The 22,097-nt window shown below is 55.0% G+C and carries 20 protein-coding genes and 1 pseudogene; 8 read left to right on the plus strand and 13 right to left on the minus strand.

The features are described from left to right. Nucleotide 1 precedes the first annotated feature (1 nt). On the minus strand, nt 2–1,453 hold the full coding sequence (locus tag ABLV07_RS11480) for a M81 family metallopeptidase (RefSeq protein WP_320896786.1): 1,452 nt from the start codon (nt 1,451–1,453) through the stop codon (nt 2–4). A gap of 13 nt (nt 1,454–1,466) precedes the next feature. Continuing rightward, nucleotides 1,467–2,600 (minus strand): ROK family transcriptional regulator, encoded by a 1,134-nt coding sequence (locus ABLV07_RS11485; protein ID WP_015705629.1) that lies wholly within the window; start codon nt 2,598–2,600, stop codon nt 1,467–1,469. A 232-nt stretch (nt 2,601–2,832) separates the two neighbouring features. On the opposite strand from ABLV07_RS11485, the gene ABLV07_RS11490 reads away from it, so the two are divergent. From ABLV07_RS11490 to ABLV07_RS11505, 4 genes are read left to right on the plus strand one after another with little or no spacing between them, the layout of a single operon-like run. Then, entirely contained in the window at nt 2,833–4,365 is a 1,533-nt protein-coding gene (locus ABLV07_RS11490) for an ABC transporter substrate-binding protein (protein ID WP_348853297.1), read from the plus strand. A 24-nt stretch (nt 4,366–4,389) separates the two neighbouring features. Continuing rightward, nucleotides 4,390–5,310 carry an ABC transporter permease gene (locus ABLV07_RS11495; RefSeq protein WP_077202982.1) on the plus strand — a complete coding sequence of 307 codons (921 nt, stop codon included), beginning with the start codon at nt 4,390–4,392 and terminating at the stop codon, nt 5,308–5,310. Nucleotide 5,311: 1 nt separating this feature from the next. Continuing rightward, the gene (locus ABLV07_RS11500; protein WP_015366311.1) at nt 5,312–6,172 is read left to right on the plus strand and encodes an ABC transporter permease; all 861 of its coding nucleotides are present in this window, start codon (nt 5,312–5,314) and stop codon (nt 6,170–6,172) included. Then, complete coding sequence (locus ABLV07_RS11505; RefSeq protein ID WP_020078628.1) at nt 6,169–7,086, plus strand: ROK family protein; 918 nt, start codon at nt 6,169–6,171, stop codon at nt 7,084–7,086. Before ABLV07_RS11500 ends, ABLV07_RS11505 begins: the two co-directional genes overlap by 4 nt. A 403-nt stretch (nt 7,087–7,489) precedes the next feature. On the opposite strand, the gene ABLV07_RS11510 is transcribed toward ABLV07_RS11505, so the two are convergent. Further along, complete coding sequence (locus ABLV07_RS11510; RefSeq protein WP_020078629.1) at nt 7,490–7,933, minus strand: GNAT family N-acetyltransferase; 444 nt, start codon at nt 7,931–7,933, stop codon at nt 7,490–7,492. 180 nt (nt 7,934–8,113) lie between these two features. Between ABLV07_RS11510 and zntB the strand changes: the two genes are divergently transcribed. From zntB to dbpA, 3 genes are all read left to right on the plus strand, one after another. Then, the gene (zntB, locus tag ABLV07_RS11515) at nt 8,114–9,097 is read left to right on the plus strand and encodes a zinc transporter ZntB (protein WP_015366313.1); all 984 of its coding nucleotides are present in this window, start codon (nt 8,114–8,116) and stop codon (nt 9,095–9,097) included. 287 nt (nt 9,098–9,384) lie between these two features. Then, on the plus strand, nt 9,385–9,567 hold the full coding sequence (locus tag ABLV07_RS11520; protein ID WP_071596126.1) for a hypothetical protein: 183 nt from the start codon (nt 9,385–9,387) through the stop codon (nt 9,565–9,567). 14 nt (nt 9,568–9,581) lie between these two features. Beyond that, entirely contained in the window at nt 9,582–10,955 is a 1,374-nt protein-coding gene (dbpA, locus tag ABLV07_RS11525; RefSeq protein WP_063410896.1) for an ATP-dependent RNA helicase DbpA, read from the plus strand. 47 nt (nt 10,956–11,002) lie between these two features. Here dbpA and ttcA read toward each other — a convergent pair whose 3' ends face one another. The 7 genes and pseudogenes from ttcA to nifJ form a co-directional block, all read right to left on the minus strand. Continuing rightward, nucleotides 11,003–11,938: a tRNA 2-thiocytidine(32) synthetase TtcA gene (gene ttcA, locus ABLV07_RS11530; RefSeq protein ID WP_032711785.1), complete on the minus strand. Its 936-nt coding sequence runs from the start codon at nt 11,936–11,938 to the stop codon at nt 11,003–11,005. Between the two features lie 47 nt (nt 11,939–11,985). Next, nucleotides 11,986–12,255: pseudogene (locus ABLV07_RS11535) on the minus strand (tyrosine-type recombinase/integrase); the annotation flags it as partial. Between the two features lie 34 nt (nt 12,256–12,289). Beyond that, nucleotides 12,290–12,625, minus strand: a complete 336-nt coding sequence (locus tag ABLV07_RS11540) for a HigA family addiction module antitoxin (RefSeq protein ID WP_032711784.1) — start codon at nt 12,623–12,625, stop codon at nt 12,290–12,292. Between the two features lie 57 nt (nt 12,626–12,682). Further along, nucleotides 12,683–12,979 carry a type II toxin-antitoxin system RelE/ParE family toxin gene (locus ABLV07_RS11545; protein WP_042894575.1) on the minus strand — a complete coding sequence of 99 codons (297 nt, stop codon included), beginning with the start codon at nt 12,977–12,979 and terminating at the stop codon, nt 12,683–12,685. 236 nt (nt 12,980–13,215) lie between these two features. After that, nucleotides 13,216–13,650, minus strand: a complete 435-nt coding sequence (gene uspF, locus ABLV07_RS11550) for a universal stress protein UspF (protein ID WP_015366316.1) — start codon at nt 13,648–13,650, stop codon at nt 13,216–13,218. Nucleotides 13,651–13,794: 144 nt separating this feature from the next. Beyond that, a complete protein-coding gene (gene ompC, locus ABLV07_RS11555) occupies nt 13,795–14,937 on the minus strand; it encodes a porin OmpC (RefSeq protein ID WP_042894578.1) in 1,143 nt (380 codons plus the stop codon). A 361-nt stretch (nt 14,938–15,298) separates the two neighbouring features. Further along, nucleotides 15,299–18,826, minus strand: coding sequence for a pyruvate:ferredoxin (flavodoxin) oxidoreductase (nifJ, locus tag ABLV07_RS11560; RefSeq protein ID WP_042894581.1), 3,528 nt, complete (start codon nt 18,824–18,826; stop codon nt 15,299–15,301). 655 nt (nt 18,827–19,481) lie between these two features. Here nifJ and ABLV07_RS11565 point away from each other — a divergent pair. After that, nucleotides 19,482–19,748: a DUF333 domain-containing protein gene (locus ABLV07_RS11565; RefSeq protein ID WP_032711780.1), complete on the plus strand. Its 267-nt coding sequence runs from the start codon at nt 19,482–19,484 to the stop codon at nt 19,746–19,748. 16 nt (nt 19,749–19,764) lie between these two features. Here ABLV07_RS11565 and hslJ read toward each other — a convergent pair whose 3' ends face one another. The 3 genes from hslJ to ABLV07_RS11580 all read right to left on the minus strand — a co-directional run bounded on the left by hslJ (nt 19,765) and on the right by ABLV07_RS11580 (nt 21,949). After that, nucleotides 19,765–20,187: a heat shock protein HslJ gene (gene hslJ, locus ABLV07_RS11570; protein WP_151084904.1), complete on the minus strand. Its 423-nt coding sequence runs from the start codon at nt 20,185–20,187 to the stop codon at nt 19,765–19,767. A 125-nt stretch (nt 20,188–20,312) separates the two neighbouring features. After that, a complete protein-coding gene (locus ABLV07_RS11575) occupies nt 20,313–21,302 on the minus strand; it encodes a 2-hydroxyacid dehydrogenase (RefSeq protein ID WP_087876942.1) in 990 nt (329 codons plus the stop codon). A 146-nt stretch (nt 21,303–21,448) separates the two neighbouring features. Continuing rightward, the gene (locus tag ABLV07_RS11580; protein ID WP_087876943.1) at nt 21,449–21,949 is read right to left on the minus strand and encodes a DedA family protein; all 501 of its coding nucleotides are present in this window, start codon (nt 21,947–21,949) and stop codon (nt 21,449–21,451) included. Nucleotides 21,950–22,097 lie beyond the last annotated feature (148 nt).

Here is a 22,097-nt window from a genome sequence, read left to right on the forward strand (position 1 = left end):
CTCAGGACTCCGTGGCAAAGGGCGCGCGGGCGGAAACCCGCACCTGTGGAGTGAATTCGAGGTCACGCGTAAACGGCCAGGTCGGGGTCAGCATTCGCCGGCGGGCCACCCGTTCAATATCCTGATCGACGACCCCTTCCGAGAGCGCCATCAGGTTCGGATTGGCCAGCGGCGCCAGTTCCGGCGATAAATAGCCGGATTTGACCACCAGAATTTTCACCTGCCGCGGGTCGAGTCCTAGCGCGCTAAAGTCGGCAATGTCGTGATACGGACGACGACGGTCGGCCACCACCACGGTAATACCGCCGGTCTGCAAAATCGCCTGATTGGCCGGGCGCTGCGGGCTTGCCGCCAGTAGGCCTGTCACGGTAAAACGCGCGCTTGCGCTGACGCCCGCCGGATCGAGGTTAGCGCCGAGTGTTAGCTGTAGTTCCGCGCCAATGCCGGCTTCAAAGGCCGCACGCGTCGCCGGCGCGTCGGTAATGCCGGCAACCAGGGTATTTTGCGCCTGCTGGCGTAGCAGTTCGGCGAGCACATCGCCGCGATCGCCGACGCCGCCGCCGGTTGGATTATCGCCAGAATCCGCCAGGATCACCGGGCCCGTGGCGCTGGCGATAGCCTGAGCGACGCATTCGGTGACGCCGCCCGTCCGGCAGCCGAAAACAAAATCTTCCCGCGCGTCCCAATAGGCCTGCGCCAGTTTTGCGGCCTGTTGCTCCAGTACCGCGCGATCGGTGCCGGTAAAAATGGCCGCGGCGGTGGCGCGCGGTTCATCGGCCCATACGTAGCCGACCATTAATGAGCTATCGAGTACGCCGTCTATCTGGTCGCTGTGCGGCAGCATGGCGTACAGGCTTTTTGCCGGTTCATCTTCTGTACTGGTTCGCTCGCCAGGGAGTAATACCGGGATGGGCGCCCACACGACGCCCGGGCGCACGCCGCTTTGCAGACTATTCACCAGCATACTGACCGAACGGCGCATGGTCTCTTCGATATCGATATGCGGCGCGGTGCGATAGGTTGAGTAGATGTCGATGGCGTCGATGATGCGCTGGGTCACGTTACCGTGTAGATCGTAGCTGACGGCAATCGGGCAGTCATCGCCAACGCAGGCGCGGGCGGCGGCGACCCAGTCTCCTTCGGCATCTTCCATACCTTCAACGAACATTGCGCCGTGCATCGCCAGGTACAGGCCGTCGATCGGCAGTTGCGCCTGTAGACGGCTTAAGAATTCAGCTTTGAACTGTTCATAGGTCTCTCGCGCCACCGGGCCGCCGGGAATCGCCCTGGTGTGCAGCGTCGGCAGAAACGTCGCCGGATAATCACGTAAAAACTGAAAGTGGGGCGCCTCCAGCAGGGCATCGCCCTTGACGGTGCGAAACTCTGCTTCATGAGTCAGTACCGGGTTAAACGTGCTGCATTCAATATGTATTCCACCAACGGCAATGCGCATAGGGACCTCGAAATTAGGCTGGGAAGAGAACGTGAGTCAGCGCGACGCTCGCCGCGGCGAGCGCCCAACTGTCCTGCGTCAGCGGGCGATAGATAAGCGGTGTGTTTCCCGCCATCCCCGGCAGCAGGTTGGTTTCTATAGCTTGTTGCATCACGGTATTCAGTAAACCGTTAAAGCTTTCCGGCTGATGGGCAAGCATGATCGCCGCCGGATCGTGGGTCTGGATCTGATGTGAAATAGCCAACCCTAAGGCGTCACCGGCCCGATGCAAGATCTGGATGGCGGCAGTGTGGCCCTTGCGCGCCATGGCCTCCAGTTCATCCAGTTGGTCGGTGTTGATACCGGCCATGCGCGCCTGTTCAAAGATAGCGGTGAGAGACGCAATGGTGTCGAGACAGCCGCGCTTCCCGCAGCGACAAGGCGTGCCTGCAGGCACAATGGTGCAATGGGCTATTTCGCCTGCGCCGCCGTGGGCGCCGCGCCAGATTCGGTCATAGATGACCGCCGCGCTGCCGATGCCGCTGCCGTGGGAAATCACCACTGCGCTCTCCAGCTTGCGCAGATGACCAAACGTTTTCTCCCAGTTCGCCAGTGCCCGGGTGTCGTTTTCAATAAATACCGGGATCCCGCCGGTCGCGTGACTTAACAATTCAGCTAGCGGCACCTGATGCCAGCCCAGCAGCGCCGACTGTACGCAGACCGCTTGCGCGGCGTCCACAAAGGCAGACAGGGCAAAACCGATGCCGACGAGCCGTTGGTGCTCGATGAGCGTATCCTTTAATAAACTGCGGATTTCACCCGCCAGTTGCTGGATTACGTCGGGGATTTCAAGCTGTGGCGTGAGCAGGCGCTCGGCGATTTTCTCGCCGCTGGCATTCATCAGCACCAACACAAGCTGATTATCGATAAGTGAGATGCCGATGGCGTAAGCAGCGTCCGGCGCCAGGGACAGGGTGACGGAGGGGCGTCCCTGACCGCCGGAAGCGGCCATATCGCTCTCCTGTAGCAGACCATCAGCCAGCATCTCTTTTACCAGCGCACCAATGGCCGCTTTACTCATACCCGTCAGGCGGGCGAGGTCAGCGCGGCTGGCGCCTTCCTCGCTACAGACCAAATGAATCAATTGTTGGTGGAGTTTGTTCAGCATAGTTACTCAGCCATAACGCTTTTTTCTGAACATAATCGCGGGCTGGCGCTTTAGCAATCATTTTATTTTCAAAAATAACTAAAGCATCACATATAAGTTAAATTTATTACCTAATTAAACGTTATTCATGGCTAATATCACATTTATGGGACTCTGTTTTGGGTAAAAAGAAAACCTAATCGCAACATAAAAGCCACAACTGGCGACATAACAGACAGGTAGGGGTTAACGGATGAAGGCAATTATGAATAAATATCGACTTGCCATTCTGGCAGGCTTACTGGCGGCTGGTGGGGCGACGGCGCTGCAGGCGGCAACGCTGAACGTAATGCAAAACGAACCTCCGCGTAGCATGGATCCGGGCGATCAAACCGCGACTTTTACCGATACTGTATTAAAACCAATGTACGAAGGACTGGTAGATTTATCGCCGGATTTCAAGATAGCGCCCGCACTGGCCACTGCCTGGAAGGTGAGCGATGACGGTAAAGTCTGGACGTTTACCCTGCGTAAAAACGTGACTTTTCATGATGGCTCGCCGTTTAATGCCGATGCGGTGGTCGCCAATATCGAACGACATATCGACCCAAAAGGCGGTCTGGCCGCGAGTTCGCGGATGCGCAACGTTATCGCCTCAGTGAATAAGATCGATGATAACAACGTCGAGATTACGCTGAAGAAGGTCTATCCCTCTTTCCTCAATCTGTTGACCGGCGGCTCGGCGAAGATGGTGAGCCCGGCGGCGGCGAAAGCCGGCACCATTGGCCGTAAAGCGGACGGTACCGGTCCATATATGCTGCAGGAGTATAAAACCGGTGAATACGTGCTGGAGAAGAAAAACCCGAAATACTGGGGCGAGAATCACGGCCCGGATGAGATTAAGTGGACCTGGAGCGCGGAGCCGTCGGTGATGAACATGGCGCTGCTTTCCGGCCAGGTCGATGTGATTAACCCGGTACCGCCGCAGTTTGGTCTGCAGTTGAAAAGCAACCCGCAGGTGAAGCTGGAGCAGGGGCAGGGAGCGTCGGTATTCTGGGTAGCGCTCAACGTTGAGCAAAAGCCGCTGAATGATGTCCGCGTTCGTCAGGCGCTGAACCTGGCGACCGACAAAGAAGCGCTGCTGAAGGCGGTGATGTTTGGTTTTGCTTCTGCCGCCAACTCGCCGCTGGCGCCGGTGAACGAAGGATATGATAAAACCCTCAACGACTATCCGTGGGATCTCGATAAAGCGAAAGCGCTATTAAAAGAGGCCGGTTACCCGCAGGGCTTTGAGATGAACATCGCCGTGCAGGGACCGGATGCGCGTACCGCGCAAATCCTGCAGGCGATGTGGGGCAAAGTTGGCGTGAAACTTAATATCCAGCAGATGGAGAGCGGCGTCTGGAGCAAAGCGGCGTTTGCCCCGGCGGCGGAAAAGTTGGCCAACCGTACCGATGCGGTGCTGGCCTCCTGGTCTTCCGGCCTTAATGGTTCGGATTTGCAACTGCGCCCGCTGTACTACTCACAGAGCGCCGCGCCGGCCGGGGCTAACCTTGGTTTCTACCGCAACCCGCAGGTAGATGAGCTGTTAGATAAAGCCGCGACCACCATGGATGACAACGCGCGTATCGCCGAATATGTGGCGGCGCAAAAGGCCATTATGCAGGACGCGCCGCATGTGATGCTCTACTTCCAGGACGATCTGTACGCCACCCGCGCCACTATTAAAGGCGTGCGGATGGAGCCGGGCGGCGAAATTATCGTAACCGAAGCGCAAAAACCGTAACGCTGGGGTCAGGGTGGAGTTGTTATGAAAGCTTATGTGATTAAAAAACTGCTTTCTTTGCCGCTGATCCTACTGGGCGCATCGCTGATTGTCTTTCTGGCGATCAGGATGCTCCCCGGTGACCCGGCCCGCCTGATGGCCGGGCCGCAGGCCACCCAGGATGATGTCAGCCGTATGCATACGCGCCTCGGCCTGGACGATCCGCTGGCGGTGCAGTATGGCCATTTCGTCAGCGGAATGCTGAAGGGGGATTTTGGCACCTCGCTGAAGTCCGGCCAGCCGGTCTCCGCCGAAATGAGCGAGCGGGTTCCTTATACGTTAGGCCTGGCGCTGCTGGCGTGGATGATGGCGGTGATCCTCGGTATTCCCATGGGGATGTGCGCGGCCATTTACCGCAATCATGTAGCCGACCATGTGCTGATGCTGGTGGCGATAGCCGGCGCGTCGATAGCCAACTTCTGGCTGGCGCTGATCGCCATGGATACTTTTTCGGTGAAGCTGGGCTGGCTGCCTTTGCTGGGCGCGGATGGCTGGAAAAGCTATATCCTGCCGTCGGTCTGCCTGGGGATTTTCCCGATGGCGGTGATGTCGCGGATGACCCGCTCCAGTATGGTTGACGTGTTAGGCGAAGATTATATCCGCACCGCGCGGGCCAAAGGGCTGGCGCCGTTTCAGGTCTATTTCAAGCATGCACTGCGTAATGCGCTGATCCCCATCGTGACCATTATCGCACTCAACTTCGGCAGCCTGATCGGCGGCGCGGTGGTGACCGAGTCGGTGTTTAACTGGCCGGGGATAGGCCGCTATCTGGTGGATTCGGTGCGCTATCGCGATTATCCCGTTATCCAGGGCGTGACGATGATTACGGTGGCAAGCGTGGTGGTGATGAACCTGGTTGGCGAGATGATTATCGCCAGAATCAACCCGAAAATAAGGTTTGACTGATATGTCGGAAATTTCACTCGCCAAATCGCGCAGCGGCGTACTCAGCGGCCTGCGCTGGGGGATGGAGCATCCCTCGCTGACCCTCGGCGGCATCATCGTCGCCTTAATCGTGGTATGTGCCCTCTTCGCGCCGTGGTTAAGCCACTACGATCCCTATGCGCAGGACCTGCTGAATATTCTCTCCGCACCGTCGGCCGACCACTGGCTGGGCACCGATGACTATGGCCGCGATATCTTTTCCCGCACCATTTACGGCGCCAGGATCTCGCTGATTGAAGTGGTGGTCAGCGTGGCGCTGTCGCTACTGATGGGGCTACCTCTGGGTATTATCGCCGCCCTGTGCGGTAAAAGTGTCGACCACCTGATTATGTGGGTGATGGATGTCATTTTCGCTTTTCCCGGCATCGTGCTGGCGATCCTGCTGGTCAGCGTCCTCGGCGCAGGGTTGATGAATATGCTGCTGGCGATCGCCATCTTCTCGGTGCCGGTTTACGCGCGCCTCAGCCGTAACCTGACGTTGGGCATCAAGAATATGGAGTACATGGAAGCGGCACGGGCGCTGGGAATTGGCTATCGCCGGCAGATAATTCACTACATTCTGCGTAATACCCTGGGGCCGATTACCGTGCAGGCGACATTGACCGGCGGCTCGGTGATCCTCGCTGCGGCTTCGCTCTCCTTCCTCGGCATGGGCGTGCAACCGCCGATGCCGGAGTGGGGGACAATGATGAGCGACGGGCGTAACTTCCTTGGCATCAGCCTGGGGATTTCGCTGTGGCCGGGGCTGGCTATTGTCTTTTCGGTATTAGGCTTCAACCTACTGGGTGATGGCCTGCGTGATTTAATGGATTCGCGCCTATGAGTAACAGCGTGCTGTGTCTGGATATTGGCGGCTCCTTTATTAAAAGCGCGGTTTCTCCAGCGCCGGGGCAACTTGTTATGCCGCGCCAGCGGGCGATGCCGCTAAGCTCCTGGCCCGCCTTCGTCTACGCTGTGCAGGAGATTATCGCGCAATATGGCGATGCGATTAGCGAACAGAGTCCACTGGCGCTCTCCTGCGCCGGAGTGGTGGATGTTGCCAACGATCGTATTCTGTCGAGCAACATTCCGCCGTTCGCCGGTATTGATATTACCCGTTCGCTGCAGGCTGAGCTCGGGCGCCCGGTGGCGATGGCTAATGATGCTGACTGTTTTACCTTAGCCGAGGCGCGTTTCGGCGCGGCAAAAGATCTGCCGGTGGTGTTGGGCGTGATCCTCGGCAGCGGGATCGGCGGGGGGATTGCCATCAACGGCAACATTCTCTACGGCAATCAGGGGATCGGCGCCGAGTGGGGGCACGGACCCATTACGCGCACTCAGCTGCGGGGAATTGAGTTGCCGCGGCTGGCCTGTGGCTGCGGACAGCAGGGCTGCCTCGATACGCTCGGCGGTGCAAAAGGGATGCAGCGGCTGCATCAACTGCTCAGCGGTCAGGCGCTAAGCAGTGTCGAGATCGTGAAGCAGGGTATGGCCGGAGAAGAGACAGCGGCGTTGACCCTTGAAGTATGGCTTGATCTGGTGAGCGAACCGTTGGCTCATGCGGTAAATATCCTCGGGCCGCATAAAATCGTCGCTGGCGGCGGGCTGGCGGGCGAAACGACGCTGCTGGCGCGCCTTGATACAGCATTGCGGGCAAAGATTCTGCTGAAGAGCGCTGAGCCACTACTGGTCGCCGGGCAATTTAGTCGCGAAGGGGGATTACTGGGGGCATCGGTGCTGGGCTGGGAAAAATTTTAGCCAGAAATGTGGCGAATTTGACGGAAGCTTCTAGGATTAGAGCCTATCCCAGTAAGCGTAATTGGCGCAGCCAGTTTGAACACGGACAGCGCGCAGAAACCGGAGCGTACACGTAGTACGTGAGGATTTCGAGCACTGCCCTGGTTCAAAATGGCAAGTAAAATAGCCCTAATGGGATAGGCTCTTAGTCTGCTTATAAAAATGGAGTAATAACCATGTGCACTAATTTACACGATAACGCCCGCCGCTATGCGGAAGAGAAAAAATGAACTCTTGCTACTAATCCTGTCCTGTGCCCACCCAGACGACGGCAAAGGTTAATACAGTGGATTAGCCGACGACTGATACGAACGAATAAGAACCCGCCAATGGCGGGTTCTCCCTTTCTGACGGCCTGAACAACTTACTTCAACATTTTGTTATAGACGTAAAAATCCGTATCGCGTACGAAGCCGCTACGCTCGTATAACGCCTGCGCTTTAGTATTATCGGTTGCTGTGCTGAGCATAATAAATGCGGAATCACTCTCTTTTGCCAGCTGTTCGGCACGGGCAATCAACTGCTGCGCCACGCCGTGCTGGCGGGCAGACTCATCAACGTACAGATCGTAAAGCAACCAGATGCGCTTCATTTCCAGCGAGCAGAACAGGGGATAGAGCTGGGTAAAGCCCACCGCTTTGCCGTCCATTTCTGCGAAGAAAATGACCGACTCATTCAGTTGCAGGCGCTTAAGGATGAACTCCCGCGCCTGGCCGAGATTTTCTTCGACCTGATAGAAACGTCGATAGGCGAGATACAGCGGCAGGATGGTATCGACATCCTGGGGCTGGGCTTGATAAATATTCATACTAAAACCTCATTAAAATTACGGATGTAATTGTAATACAAATATGATCAACTGTCGCCAAACGCACTATGCTGCGTATTTGTTAGGCGATTGCGACGATTGCGGGAGGCGAAATGCAGCCGAATAGCGTACCTTATGGATTATTCACGCTTTTTACAGGCATGCATTAATGGAGGTTCAGTGGACGCGATTAAGGGCTCGGAGCTGAAAGTGCCGGACGCCATCTTTGCATGGGTGCTCGACGGGCAGGGCGGCGTAAAGCCGCTGGCTGATGACGATATTATCGATAAGAGCAGTCCCTGCTGGCTACATCTTAATTATACCCATACCGATAGCGCCGACTGGTTAGCCGCTACGCCGTTGTTACCGAATAATGTTCGCGACGCGCTGGCCGGTGAAAGCACGCGCCCGCGCGTGACGCGCATCGGCGATGGCGCGCTGATTACCTTGCGTTGTATCAACGGCAGCACCGATGAACGCCCCGATCAACTGGTGGCGATGCGACTGTATATGGACGAGCGGCTAATCGTTTCCACTCGTCAGCGTAAGGTGCTGGCGTTGGATGATGTGCTGGGGGATCTGCAGGAAGGCAATGGGCCGACGGATTGCGGCAGCTGGCTGGTGGAAATTTGCGATGCGTTGACCGATCACGCCAGCGAGTTTATTGAACAGCTGCACGACCGGATTATCGACCTTGAAGATGACCTGCTTGATCAACAGGTGCCGCCGCGCGGTTTTCTGGCGCTACTGCGAAAGCAGCTTATCGTCATGCGCCGCTATATGGCTCCGCAGCGCGATGTCTACGCCCGTCTTGCCAGTGAGCGTCTGCCGTGGATGAGTGACGATCACCGTCGGCGGATGCAGGATATTGCCGACCGTCTTGGCCGCGGTCTTGACGAGATTGACAGCTGCATTGCCCGCACGGCAATCATGAGCGATGAAATCGCGCAGATCATGCAGGAGTCGCTGTCGCGGCGGACTTACACGATGTCATTGATGGCGATGGTTTTTTTGCCCAGCACCTTCCTGACCGGTCTGTTTGGCGTCAACCTTGGCGGTATTCCTGGCAACAGCTGGCATCTTGGCTTTTCGATATTTTGCGTAATGTTAGTTGTTCTAATCGGTGGTGTTACCTGGTGGTTACATCGTAGTAAATGGTTGTAAGAAATTGTCTTTTCAGGCGATTTTGCCGCTGAAACTCCGGCAATATTTGAGCGAAATCAATAAACCATCTACCCATTCAGGGCAATATCTCTCTCGCAGGTGAATGCAACGTCAAGCGATGGGCGTTGCGCTCCATATTGTCTTACTTCCTTTTTTGAATTACTGCATAGCACAATTGATTCGTACGACGCCGACTTCATTGAGTCGGCTTTTTTTTTGCCCTCTGCCAGCTAACTTCTACGCTTAAAGAATAGTCCTGTAAAGAGAGGGGATAAAATATGCGTAACATGGCGCTGTCCTTGCAGTCGATACCCATCGGCCCTGAGCCCAATGACCCGGTGCCGGTGCCCGATCCGCGGCCTCGCCCGCACCCGCTTCCCGACCCGCCGCCGGACGATGACCCGATTAAATTGTCGCATCAAGAGCGGAGATCTGCGAGGATACGCGCCTGCAGATTGTCCGCCCTTTAATGCGAGAAAACATTGTGACCGCTTTTTCAACACTGAACCTTTTGCCCGAAGCTCAACTGAACAACCTTAACGAACTGGGATATCACGCAATGACGCCAGTGCAGGCTGCCGCATTGCCTGCGATCCTGGGCGGAAAGGATGTGCGCGTACAGGCGAAAACCGGCAGCGGTAAAACGGCGGCCTTTAGTCTGGGATTGCTACAGCACGTTGATGCCGGTCTGTTCCAGACCCAATCACTGGTGCTGTGCCCGACCCGCGAACTGGCGGATCAGGTTGCTGGCGAACTGCGTCGCCTGGCGCGCTTTTTGCCAAATATTAAAGTATTAACCCTCTGCGGCGGCCAGCCTTTCGGCGCCCAGCGCGATTCCTTACAGCATGCGCCGCATATTATTGTCGCCACGCCTGGCCGCCTGCTTGACCACCTGCAGAAGGGGACCGTATCGCTGGACGCGTTGCAGACGCTGGTTATGGATGAAGCCGATCGGATGCTCGATATGGGCTTTAGCGACGCCATCGATGAAGTGATTCGTTATGCGCCAGCTTCGCGCCAGACCTTACTGTTCTCCGCGACCTGGCCGGAAGCTATCGCCGCAATCAGCGGGCGGGTGCAGCGGGATCCGCAGACGATTGAAATCGATAGCGTTGATGCGCTGCCGTCTATTGAACAGCAGTTCTTCGACGTTTCGCAAAGCGGTAAAATCAAGCTGCTGCAAAAATTGCTCAGCCAGCATCAGCCGGCTTCCTGCGTGGTATTTTGTAATACTAAGCGTGATTGTCAGGCGGTGTGCGATGCATTAAACGCTGCCGGCCAGAGCGCGCTGTCGCTGCATGGCGATCTGGAACAGCGCGATCGCGATCAGACGCTGGTGCGTTTTGCTAACGGTAGCGCCCGCGTGCTGGCCGCCACCGACGTGGCGGCGCGCGGCCTGGATATCAAATCGCTGGAGCTGGTGGTTAACTTTGAACTGGCGTGGGATCCTGAAGTTCACGTTCACCGTATCGGGCGTACCGCGCGTGCAGGCGAAAGCGGCCTGGCGATTAGTTTCTGCGCGCCGGAAGAGGCGCAGCGCGCTAACATTCTTGCCGAAATGCTGCAGATCAAACTCAACTGGGTTAACGCGCCGGCGGGTAATCATATTGCGCCGCTGCAGGCGGAAATGGCGACCCTGTGTATTGATGGCGGCAAAAAGGCGAAAATGCGTCCGGGCGATGTGCTGGGGGCGTTAACTGGCGATATGGGGTTTGATGGCGCGGATATCGGTAAGATCAATGTTCATCCCGCGCATGTTTATGTCGCTATCCGTCAGGGCGTGGCGCAGAAGGCGTATAAGCAGCTGCAAAACGGCAAGATCAAAGGCAAGTCCTGCCGCGTACGTTTGCTGAAGTAAGGGCGGCAAGTGACGGTCTCCGGCGCTTGCCGGAGACGTGTTGCCTGTTATTTTACTTCAACCACATTCAGACGCAGTTCATCTAACTGAGCGTCTTCTTCTTCCGGCTGCCAGCCCGCAGGCTGCAGCGGGATCTCTTCGCGGTCAAAGGCCAGATCGCCGCCGTCAACCACCGCAGAACCGTGTGTGATGGATTTAAAATCAAACAGATTGACGTCGCTCAGGTGCGACGGCACCACGTTCTGCATTGCGCTAAACATGGTTTCGATACGGCCAGGATAGCGTTTATCCCAATCGCGCAGCATATCGGCGATCACCTGACGCTGCAGGTTAGGCTGGGAGCCGCACAGGTTACAAGGAATAATCGGGAAGCCTTTGGCCTGCGAGAAGCGTTCGATATCTTTTTCGCGGCAGTAGGCGAGCGGGCGGATAACGATATGTTTGCCGTCATCGCTCATCAGCTTCGGCGGCATACCTTTCATTTTGCCGCCGTAGAACATGTTGAGGAACAGCGTCTGCAGGATATCGTCGCGGTGATGGCCGAGCGCGATTTTGGTCGCGCCCAGTTCGGTCGCCGTACGGTAGAGAATGCCGCGACGCAGACGAGAACACAGTGAGCAAGTGGTTTTGCCTTCCGGGATTTTCTCTTTAACGATGCCGTAAGTATTCTCTTCGACAATCTTATATTCAACGCCCAGCTGTTCCAGATACGCCGGCAGAATGTGCTCCGGGAAGCCCGGCTGTTTCTGATCGAGGTTAACGGCCACCAGCGAGAAAGAAATAGGCGCGCTTTTTTGCAGGCTGCGCAGAATTTCCAGCATGGTATAGCTGTCTTTACCACCGGAAAGACAGACCATAATACGGTCGCCATCTTCAATCATGTTGAAGTCGGCGATCGCCTCACCGACATTGCGACGCAGTCGTTTCTGCAGTTTGTCGATGTTGTATTTTTCTTTCTTTGTAACTTGCTGATTATCTTGCATTATTAACGTTCTCTGAAACTAAAGGGGCATATAGGGGACAATATGATTTAAAGCCCAAGCCGGGAATTCAGCATTGAAAGCTGGTCGCCGTTCATCTCTTCAATCCATGTACTGTAAACTTCGTACACCATCTGTGCGTTTTCATGCCCCATCTGAATGGCTATAAAAGACGGGTTTACGCCAGCCGACAGCAGCCAGCAAGCGAAAGTATGCCGCGTATGGTACGGATTCTTGCGCCGAATGCCAGCGCGTTTTACTGCTGCCTCCCAACGGCTTCCTCTGCGGCTGTGTGAGTAGTACGGTTTTTGCTCGCCATTTGAAAAGCCCGCAGTTAAGCGGGCTCGCGGGGAATCAGGCGACTTTCTTATCAGCTTTGCTGGCGATAAATTTCGAGGCAGGAACAATGCGGCTAAACTCTTCCTGCGCGCGGGTGTCATTCTCCACCTCCCACAAATCTACAGCAGCCTGAAGGTTAAGCCAGAAATCAACGGTGGTATTGAAGGCTTTAGACAGGCGAAATGCCATGTCAGTAGTTAGTTTGCGGTTGTTGTTAACTAATGCACTTACACTATTACGATGCACATGTATCATTTCCGCAAGTTCGTTGATTTTTAAATCTAGCGGCTCCAGGTATTCAAACTGCAGGATGTCACCTACGGTAGTTGGTTTTCTGGTTGCCTGTTTCATAGTATTCCTTGAGGTTTTTGAGTTTCAAAAGGCGCCAGCTGCAACTGGCACCCTTATTTAGTACTTGTGAGGATCCAGGTAAAGGTCTTCCGCTTTTCCATCCACCCACTTAAATATTAAGCGGTACTGCTGGTTAATTCTAATTGACGAATAACCTTCCAATTTGCCGTTTAGCTCTTCATATCTATTACCAGGTGGCGAGCGTAAATCCAGATAGGTAACGGCGGCATTGATGATATCGAGTTTGCGAGCTAGCGTGGTATGTATGTCTGGAGGAATTTTTTTATGTGGTGCCGAGTGCAAAAAAAACTCTTCCAACCATACATCACGAAAGCTACCTATGTGATTCTGCATTCCATTTAAACCTCCCTGATCCTTTATGTGGTCATTTTACCGCACTCATGCACAGTGCGCAAGTGCATTAAAATCTTGTTCAGATTACAGGTTGAAAAGTAGATCTCTTATTGTGAGGGAGCGTTTGCTGGTGGGGTTGTAGGTATTCTTGCAAAAAAACCATGCACCTCCGACATACGGAATATGTCCCTTGAGAAGGTCGAGTGCATAAAGCCCGCCGGGCGGCGGGCTTGGGATTACCTGACGACCAGCACCGAGCACTCGGCATGGCGCACCACCGCCGCGGCGTTAGAGCCGAGCAGATAGGTAGTAATGTCCGGGCGATGCGAGGCGATAATGACCAAGTCGGCGGGCAGCGATTTAGCCAGCGCCAGAATCTTATCTTTTGGCGAGCCCTCGGCAACGTGGAAATGCATTCTGTCTTCCGGAATGGCGAAGCCTTTGGCTAATTCGCGCAGTTGCGCTTCCGATTCAGCGCGTAGTTCATCCATAGCCGGCAGTTCAGCGGTATAGGCCATGCCCAGGGAGGCGTAGTAGGGTAGCGAAGGGATAACGGTCAGGAAATGCACCTGCGCGTCATCGACGCGAGCTTCGGATTCAACGTGGCGGATCACACGTTGCGTAAATTCTTTATCAGAAATATCGATGGGTACCAGAATCATTCTACTCATAAAACCTCCTGTTTTAATAACCACCAAAACAGTATGCCATCAGGATTGAGGTTCTACTACAGCGTGAATCACAAATTGCTACGGGAACCGCTATTTTATTGGCGGTTGAAGTGAAATGCCCGCCGCGAGCGGCGGGCGCAAGCATTAGAACTGATATACCAGACCCAGCGCTACGATATTGTCGGTAGAAATACCGTTGTCTTTATAGAAGTCGTCATTGCCGTCGAGCAGGTTGATTTTGTAATCAACGTAGGTGGACATATTACGGTTGAAGTAATAGGTCGCGCCGACATCCATATATTTAACCAGATCTTTATCGGAGTACTGACCGCCGTAAACCAGATCTTTACCTTTGGACTGCAGGTAGGAAATTGCCGGACGCAGACCGAAATCGAACTGATACTGTGCAGTAACTTCAAAGTTCTGGGTTTTGTTGGCGATGGTGCCATTCTGATTGCCGTACGGCGTCATGTTACGAGTTTCAGAATACATGGTCGCCAGATAGATGTTGTTCGCATCGTATTTAACGCCTGCGGTCCAGGCATCGGCTTTATCACCGCCCGCGGTAGACTGATGGGTCTGCTCGTTGGTACGGTCAGAAGAGCTGTAGGCCGCGCCTACGCTGACGCCCATACCTAAATCATAGGTAGAGGAGATACCGAAGCCATCACCGTTGGAGTTTTTAACATCGCGGCCGTCGCCATTGGCGGTACCTTCCTGGCTGGCGGAAGGGTTATATTCATGGCTGGCTTGGTTTTCGTTTTTACCCTGATACTGCAGGGCGAAGTTCAGGCCGTTAACCAGGCCGAAGAAATCGCTGTTACGATAGGTTGCGACGCCGTTGGCGCGGCCGGTCATAAAGTTGTCAGCGTAGGTGTAAGAGTCGCCGCCGAACTCCGGCAGCATATCGGTCCAGGCTTCGACGTCGTACAGGACGCCGTAGTTACGGCCATAGTCGAATGAACCGTAGTCGCCTGCTTTGATCCCGGCGAACGCCAGACGGGTCCATGCCTGATCGCCAGAGCTTTCAGTATTGTTAGCCTGAACGTTATATTCCCACTGGCCATAACCGGTCAGCGTATCGTTAATTTGCGTTTCACCTTTAAAGCCGAAGCGCAGGTAGGTCTGGTCGCCGTCTTTACTGGAGTCGCTGGAGAAATAATGTAAACCGTCTACCTTGCCGTAGAGATCTAATTTGTTGCCATCTTTATTATAAATTTCTGCCGCGTGAGCAGCGCCGGCAGCCAATAATGCCGGGATAACCAATGCCAGTGCTTTTCTTTTCATTTGGATATTCCTTTAACTATTTTTGTTTTAACTTCCTGGGTGGAAGTACGGCCATGCTAAAGGAGCGCATTCTGATATGATAAGTATCAATTGTTACAATATAAGTAAATTCTAAAGCAAATAAATATACAGTAATGATAATTTTCCGCATGAATATATTGTGAGGATGCATATAAAATAAAAATTATACATCATCGTTTGAATATCGTATTCTGCCTGGGTTATATGCCTTTATTGTCATTTAAAATTTATATTGTTGCCGTCTCATTCATATCGAATGATTAATTTGTCGGAAAATGACAAGCCCGAATAGTTTTACTATTCGGGCTTTTTTTATCGCGCCAGATTTTCGTCCGCCGGGTTAACTTTCGGTTGCCGGTTTCTCCGTTTTACCTGCCAGCTGGGCCAGGAAATCATAGCGTTTTTGCAGGTCGGCGGCCGCGTCCTTCCACAACTGCTCGGCGACTTCCGGCTGCTGGGCGTTCAGACGACGGAAGCGTTGCTCGTTGAGCAGCGTTTCCGCCAGCGCATCCGACGGCGGGCGCGAGTCCAGCGCCAGCGGCAGCTTGCCTTCATCGGCGCGACGCGGGTCGAAGCGGTACAGCGGCCAGAAGCCGGTTGCCGTCAACTGGCGCATCTGGTCGTGGCTCAGCGCCAGGTCGTAGCCGTGCTCCTCGCATGGGCTATAGGCGATAATCAACGATGGGCCCGGATAGGCTTCCGCCTCCTGAATCGCCTTCACCGTCTGGTTAAGCTGTGCGCCGAGCGAAATCTGCGCCACATAGACATGACCGTACATCATCATGCTCACACCGAGATCTTTGCGCGCCTTACGTTTGCCGTGCTCGCCAAACTTGGTGACTGCGCCGAGCGGCGTCGCCTTTGATGCCTGACCACCGGTATTGGAGTAACATTGCGTATCGAGCACCAGGATATTGACGTTTTCGGTCAGGCTCAGCACATGGTCAAGACCGCCAAAGCCAATATCATAGGCCCAGCCATCACCGCCGATAAGCCAGACTGATTTCTCGACTAACGCATCCGCATCGGTGAGCAGCTCTTCGGCCCCTTCGACCCCCGTCAGCGCCTGACGCAGCTCGGCGACCTGTTGGCGGCGAGCTTCCGGCGACGCTTCCGTATGCAGCGCGGCGTTCAATTCGGCTGGAAGTTTATCGGCAAATTCGCTCAACAACCGCATCACGCGCTGGCGGTGTTGGTCGACGGTTAAGCGGAAGCCCAGGCCGAATTCGGCGTTATCTTCAAACAACGAGTTGGCCCACGCCGGACCACGTCCGTTAGCGTCAGTGGTATAAGGCGTTGAGGGGAGGTTGCCGCCGTAAATGGACGAACAACCGGTGGCGTTGGCAATCAACATCCGATCGCCATACAGCTGGGTCAACAGTTTGATATACGGCGTTTCGCCGCAGCCCGAGCAGGCGCCAGAGTATTCAAACAGCGGGCTAATTAGCTGCGAGGTGCGAATATCAATGCGCTCAAGTTTGGTGCGATCGATTTCCGGCAGGTTGAGGAAGTAGTCGTAATTGACTTTCTCTTCTTCAACGTGCTCAAGGCGCGACATCATATTGATGGCCTTGATGTCCGGATTCTGGCGATCTTTCGCCGGGCACACTTCGACGCACAGGTTGCAGCCGGTGCAATCTTCAGGCGCGACCTGCAGAACGTATTTCTGCCCGCGCATATCGCGGGATTTCACATCCAGCGAGTGCAGGCTGGCTGGCGCGTTTTCCATCTCTTGTGGAGCGACCACTTTGGCGCGGATCGCCGAATGCGGACAGGCGGCGACGCAGTGGTTGCACTGGGTACACAGCTCTTCCTTCCAGATCGGGATCTCTTCGGCAATGTTGCGTTTCTCCCAACGGGTGGTGCCCATGGGCCAGGTGCCATCTGGCGGCAGCGCGGAGACCGGCAGCGCATCGCCAAGACCGGCAAGCATCGCCGCGGTGACGGTTTTGACAAAGTCCGGCGCGGCATCGGAGACCACTGGTGGACGGTTGGGGCTGCTGGCGTTAACCGGCTGCAGCGGCACTTCCGCCAGCGATTCGCGGGCCAGCGCCAGCGCCTGCCAGTTGCGTTCCACCAGCTCCTGGCCTTTGCTGCTGTAGCTTTTGGCAATCGCACCCTGTAGTTCGGCCAGCGCGCTGTCGCCCGGCAGGATTTGGGTTAAATGGAAAAAGGCCATCTGCATAACGGTGTTGATGCGCGCGCCAAGGCTGCACTCACGGGCGATTTTCGCCGCGTTAACGACATAAAAGCGCGCCTGCTTTTGATTCAGCGCGGCCTGTACTTCCTGGGGCAGGCGGGACCATACCTCATCAGCGCTGTAGGGGGTATTGAGCAGGAAAATGCCGCCGGGCTTCAACCGCTCTACCATCTGATATTTATCGATAAACTGCAGTTGGTGGCAGCCGACGAAATCGGCCTGCGAGATCAGATACGACGAGCGGATCGGTTTTTCGCTGACGCGTAGGTGCGAGACGGTCAGGCCGCCGGCCTTCTTCGAATCATAGACAAAATAGCCTTGTGAGAACCACGGCGTGGAGTTGCCAATAATCTTGATATTGTTCTTGGTCGCCGAGACGCTACCGTCGCTACCGAGGCCGTAAAACAGCGCTTCCAGCTTCGCTTCCGCCGGTAGCGTATTTTCCGCCAGCGGCAGCGAAAGGTTAGTCACATCATCATAAATGCCCACGGTAAAGCGGGGTTTTGGCTGTGCGGCCTGTAATTCATTAAAGATGGCCAGCACGCATTCCGGGCCAAACTCTTTGGACGAGAGACCATAGCGGCCGCCGATAGTACGTGGTAGCGTTTCGCGCTCGCCGCGGTTGAAGGCTTCCGCCAGCGCGGTCATCACGTCGAGATACAACGGTTCGGCAAGCGCGCCAGGTTCTTTGGTGCGATCCAGTACGGCAACCGCGCGGGCGCTCTCCGGTAGCGCCTGCAGCAGATGCGTGGCGGAGAACGGGCGATAGAGGCGAACTTTCAGCACGCCGACTTTTTCCCCACGGCTCAGCAGTTCATCCACGACCTCTTCACAGGTGCCGATAGCGGACCCCATGATGACAATTACCCGTTCCGCCTGCGGGTGACCGTAAAATTCGAACGGTTTGTACTGGCGACCGGTGGCGGCGGCGAAATCATTCATCGCCGTTTCAACGTGTTCGTATACCGCGTCGTACCACGGGTTGGTCGCTTCACGGGACTGGAAATAAGTGTCCGGATTGGCGGAGGTGCCGCGAATGACCGGATGCTCCGGGTTAAGGGCGCGTTGGCGATGCTCGGCGATTTTATTCTGCGGCAGCAGGGAACGAATGGTGTCATCCGCCAGCGGCGCGATTTTGTTGATTTCGTGCGAGGTGCGGAAACCATCAAAAAAATGGATAAACGGCACCCGGCTTTGCAGCGTGGCGATATGGGAAATCAGCGCGAAGTCCTGCGCTTCCTGGACGCTGCTGGCGCACAGCATCGCGCAGCCGGTCTGGCGCACGGCCATCACGTCGGAATGATCGCCGAAAATTGACAGGGCGTGGGTAGCCACGGTGCGGGCGGCTACGTGCAGGACAAATGGCATCAACTGGCCGGCCAATTTATACAGCGTCGGGATCATCAGCAGCAGGCCCTGCGATGACGTAAAGGAAGTGGAAAGGGCGCCGGTCTGCAGCGCGCCGTGCACGGCGCCGATAGCCCCGGCTTCCGACTGCATCTCGACCACGCGGGGGACATCGCCCCAGACGTTTTTCAGCCCATCGCCAGACCAGGCGTCAGCCTGCTCCGCCATCGTTGAACTGGGCGTAATCGGGTAGATGGCGATAACTTCACTCGTGCGAAACGCGACTGAAGCGACCGCGCCATTACCGTCAATCGTAATCATAAGAAGACACCCTTACATTGCGCAAAAAGAAGGGACTCGTGAAACGGCGACGAGTCCTGTTGTTATTTCCATATTTTAGCAAACGCCCGCCGCGACCATTTTCGCATTTGTGTCCTTGGGAATGTCCTTATCTATGTTTGGATCAATTTTTTGGCGGAAAAACAGAAAAGTGGCTGACCAGAGAGCTCAAAAGGTAGTGACGGATACCGGCGATGCATCGCTTAAACAAAGCAAAATATATTTTTAAATTTAATAGCTTTTAGCCAACCGGCAATCGCGTGCTATTTATTTGCTGCGGTGAATTCCCCTCTGCGGCGGAGCGTTCAGTTCAGTTCCCTGTTGGCGAAAATTAGCACGCGAATTAGCTCGAACTGGCTAATTCACCGGGAGGCACCCGGCACCGCAATCATCATGTGCAAACTATGCCGCCCGGTCGCTGCAACCGTGATTTTTTCGTCGGGAAAATATTTCGGGCTGGGATGAAAGCCTCGCTGGTAAGGCGCTTTGCCTGCCGAGATCAAGCTTTAAGCGGAAAATTTGCTAGAAAATGTTAATGAGGCGCATAAATACGTATTTCGCCTCTCGACGGCAGGCGCTGCGCTGCCTATTATTCTTGAGTTTGTTTATTCTAAGATGTTTCTGAAAGGGGGAGAGGATGCGAGCTGCGTTTTTAGTGGGGTGCGCTGCGTTATTACTGTCGGCTTGTAGCAACGAGCCGGTGCAACAAGCCACCGCGGCACACGTACCGCCCGGCATGCGCGCGGCGATGAGCGACAGCGGCCAGGCGAATTGCGCGATGGTTGGCGGTTCATTATCCGTCGCCCGCCAGCTTGATGGCAGCGCTATTGGCATGTGCGCGCTACCGAATGGTAAACGCTGCAGCGAGCAGGCCTTAGCGGGCGGAAGCTGCGGAAACTACTAATACGCAACGCGTCTCGCTACATTAAATCGGTGAGTTTATACACCAGTGATTGGTCGGCGGTCGCCAGCGTGAGCTGATTCTCCGTCAGATCGACCTGCGCGCCATCGCGCAGCATTTTGCTGAGGGTATTATCCAGCGCGTTCCGTTGCGGATCCGCGCACAGCTTACGCGTCATCGCCAGCTGTTCAACTTTTAGCTCGCCGTCAGACAGCTTGCCCTGGCCGCTGAAGCCGTTGCACATCGTGCCTGACACATACATTTTTTCGCCGAAGCTAATTTCCGGCGGCGGCGTCTGGCCTGTCGGTAGCGCCTGGCCGTTAACGCTGGTCAGCACAAAACGGTGATGTTGCAGTTGTTCGGCATTGGTAGAAACTTTGCTGTTGTATACGCAGCCCGATAGCAGCATTCCCGCCGCCAGCAGTGCAGCAAACTTATTCATTCGTACTCCAAAACATTTGTCATATCAATAAAACGAAAAACAGTGTAACTGTAATGCAGGCAGGATCTGTGGGGATTGTCTGAATGTGCCCCCCGCTAACGGGGAGCACAAAAGGGGAAAGAAGCTTAGACCAGTGCGTTCGGGCAGGTTTCGCCCTTAGCAACCTGCTGAAGATTACTCAACGTTGTTTCGGAAATACCGATCAGCGCTTCAGCCGTCAGGAACGCCTGGTGGCCGGTAAACAACACGTTGTGGCAGGCGGAGAGCCGGCGGAACACGTCATCCTGAATGACATCGTTCGATTTATCTTCAAAGAACAGATCGCGTTCATTTTCATACACGTCCATTCCCAGCGCGCCGATTTTCTGATGCTTCAGCGCGTCGATAGCCGCTTGAGAATCGATTAGCGCGCCGCGGCTGGTATTAATGACCATCACGCCGTCTTTCATCTGATCGAAGGCTGCCTGATTGAGCAGGTGATAGTTTTCGTCGGTAAGCGGGCAGTGCAGTGAGATAACGTCGGAATGCGCGTACAGCGTCGGCAGGTCGACATATTCAACGCCGAGATCCAGCGCCGCCGCGCTCGGATAGGGATCAAACGCCAGCAAGCGCATACCGAAACCTTTAAGGATCCGCAGCGTCGCGACGCCGATTTTGCCGGTGCCGATCACTCCCGCGGTTTTACCGTACATGGTGAAGCCGGTCAGCCCTTCCAGCGAGAAGTTGGCATCGCGGGTACGTTGGTAAGCACGGTGGATACGGCGGTTCAGGGACATCATCATACCGATAGCGTGTTCTGCTACGGCTTCCGGCGAGTAGGCCGGAACGCGCACGACGCGCAGACCCAGCTCTTTAGCCGCATCAAGATCGACGTTGTTAAACCCGGCGCAGCGCAGCGCGATGTATTTCACGCCGTGGGCTTTTAGCTCTTCCAGCACCGGACGGCTACCGTCGTCGTTAACGAAGATACATACCGCTTCACAACCGTTGGCCGTTTTTGCGGTCTTTTCGGTCAGCAGGAAGTCGAAAAATTCCAGTTCAAAGCCGTATGCGTCGTTAACATGCTGCAGATACTTTTTATCGTACTGCTTGGTACTATAAACAGCGATTTTCATAAGGCTTTCCTCTAGTGATAATACCGTCACGGTAGCATAATTAAAATAATCTTACAAATATTAAAAATTAGTTTAATCATCAGGTTATGATATTAATTCTAGAGCATATCGCAGTCTTAAGAAATCTCTTTAAAAGACAATACGTTTCACCAAAAACTGAGGCTAAATGCTCCCGGCGCCAGCAGGATCAATGGCCAGAGTAAACCCGATGCAACGTTGGCCACCTGAAAACGCCATAGCGGCGTACCGCTGGCACCGGTAACCAGCGGTAACGTTGCTCGCAGCGGCGACAGAAAGCGGCCAAAGAATACCGCCCAACCGCCGTGACGGCGCAGGAATAGCTGGCTGCGCAGCACTCGTTCGGCGCCGAGCCAGCGCAGACGCTGCAGATGATGCTGATAGCGACGGCCAATTTGCCATGAGAGCCAGAATCCGCCGATTGCGCCGAGGCTGGCGCTTAGCCACATTAGCAAGAAATGACCGATACTGGTTGACGCCAACGCCCCGAGCACCAGCAAACCGGAGGTCCCGGGGATCACAAATGAGATGAGGGCGCAGGATTTACTGAAGGTCAGCAGGAAAACAATCAGTAATACCAATGAATAGTGGCTCTGCGCGCGTTCGATCAGCGAGATAATGAGCTCCACGGAATAACGGCTCCTTATTACCTGTTTTTCCAAGTGTCGCAGGCATAATTTAAACGAAGACTAAATATTTTTTCAGCAGAAATGAGTGCGGCTATCCTTAATCTGGACGTTAACTTTCACTCGCGGGTCGAACGTGCCACAATAGGCG

Origin of the sequence: Klebsiella sp. CN_Kp097, from assembly GCF_040064495.1 — a bacterium.
Classification (GTDB): Bacteria; Pseudomonadota; Gammaproteobacteria; order Enterobacterales; family Enterobacteriaceae; genus Klebsiella; species Klebsiella aerogenes.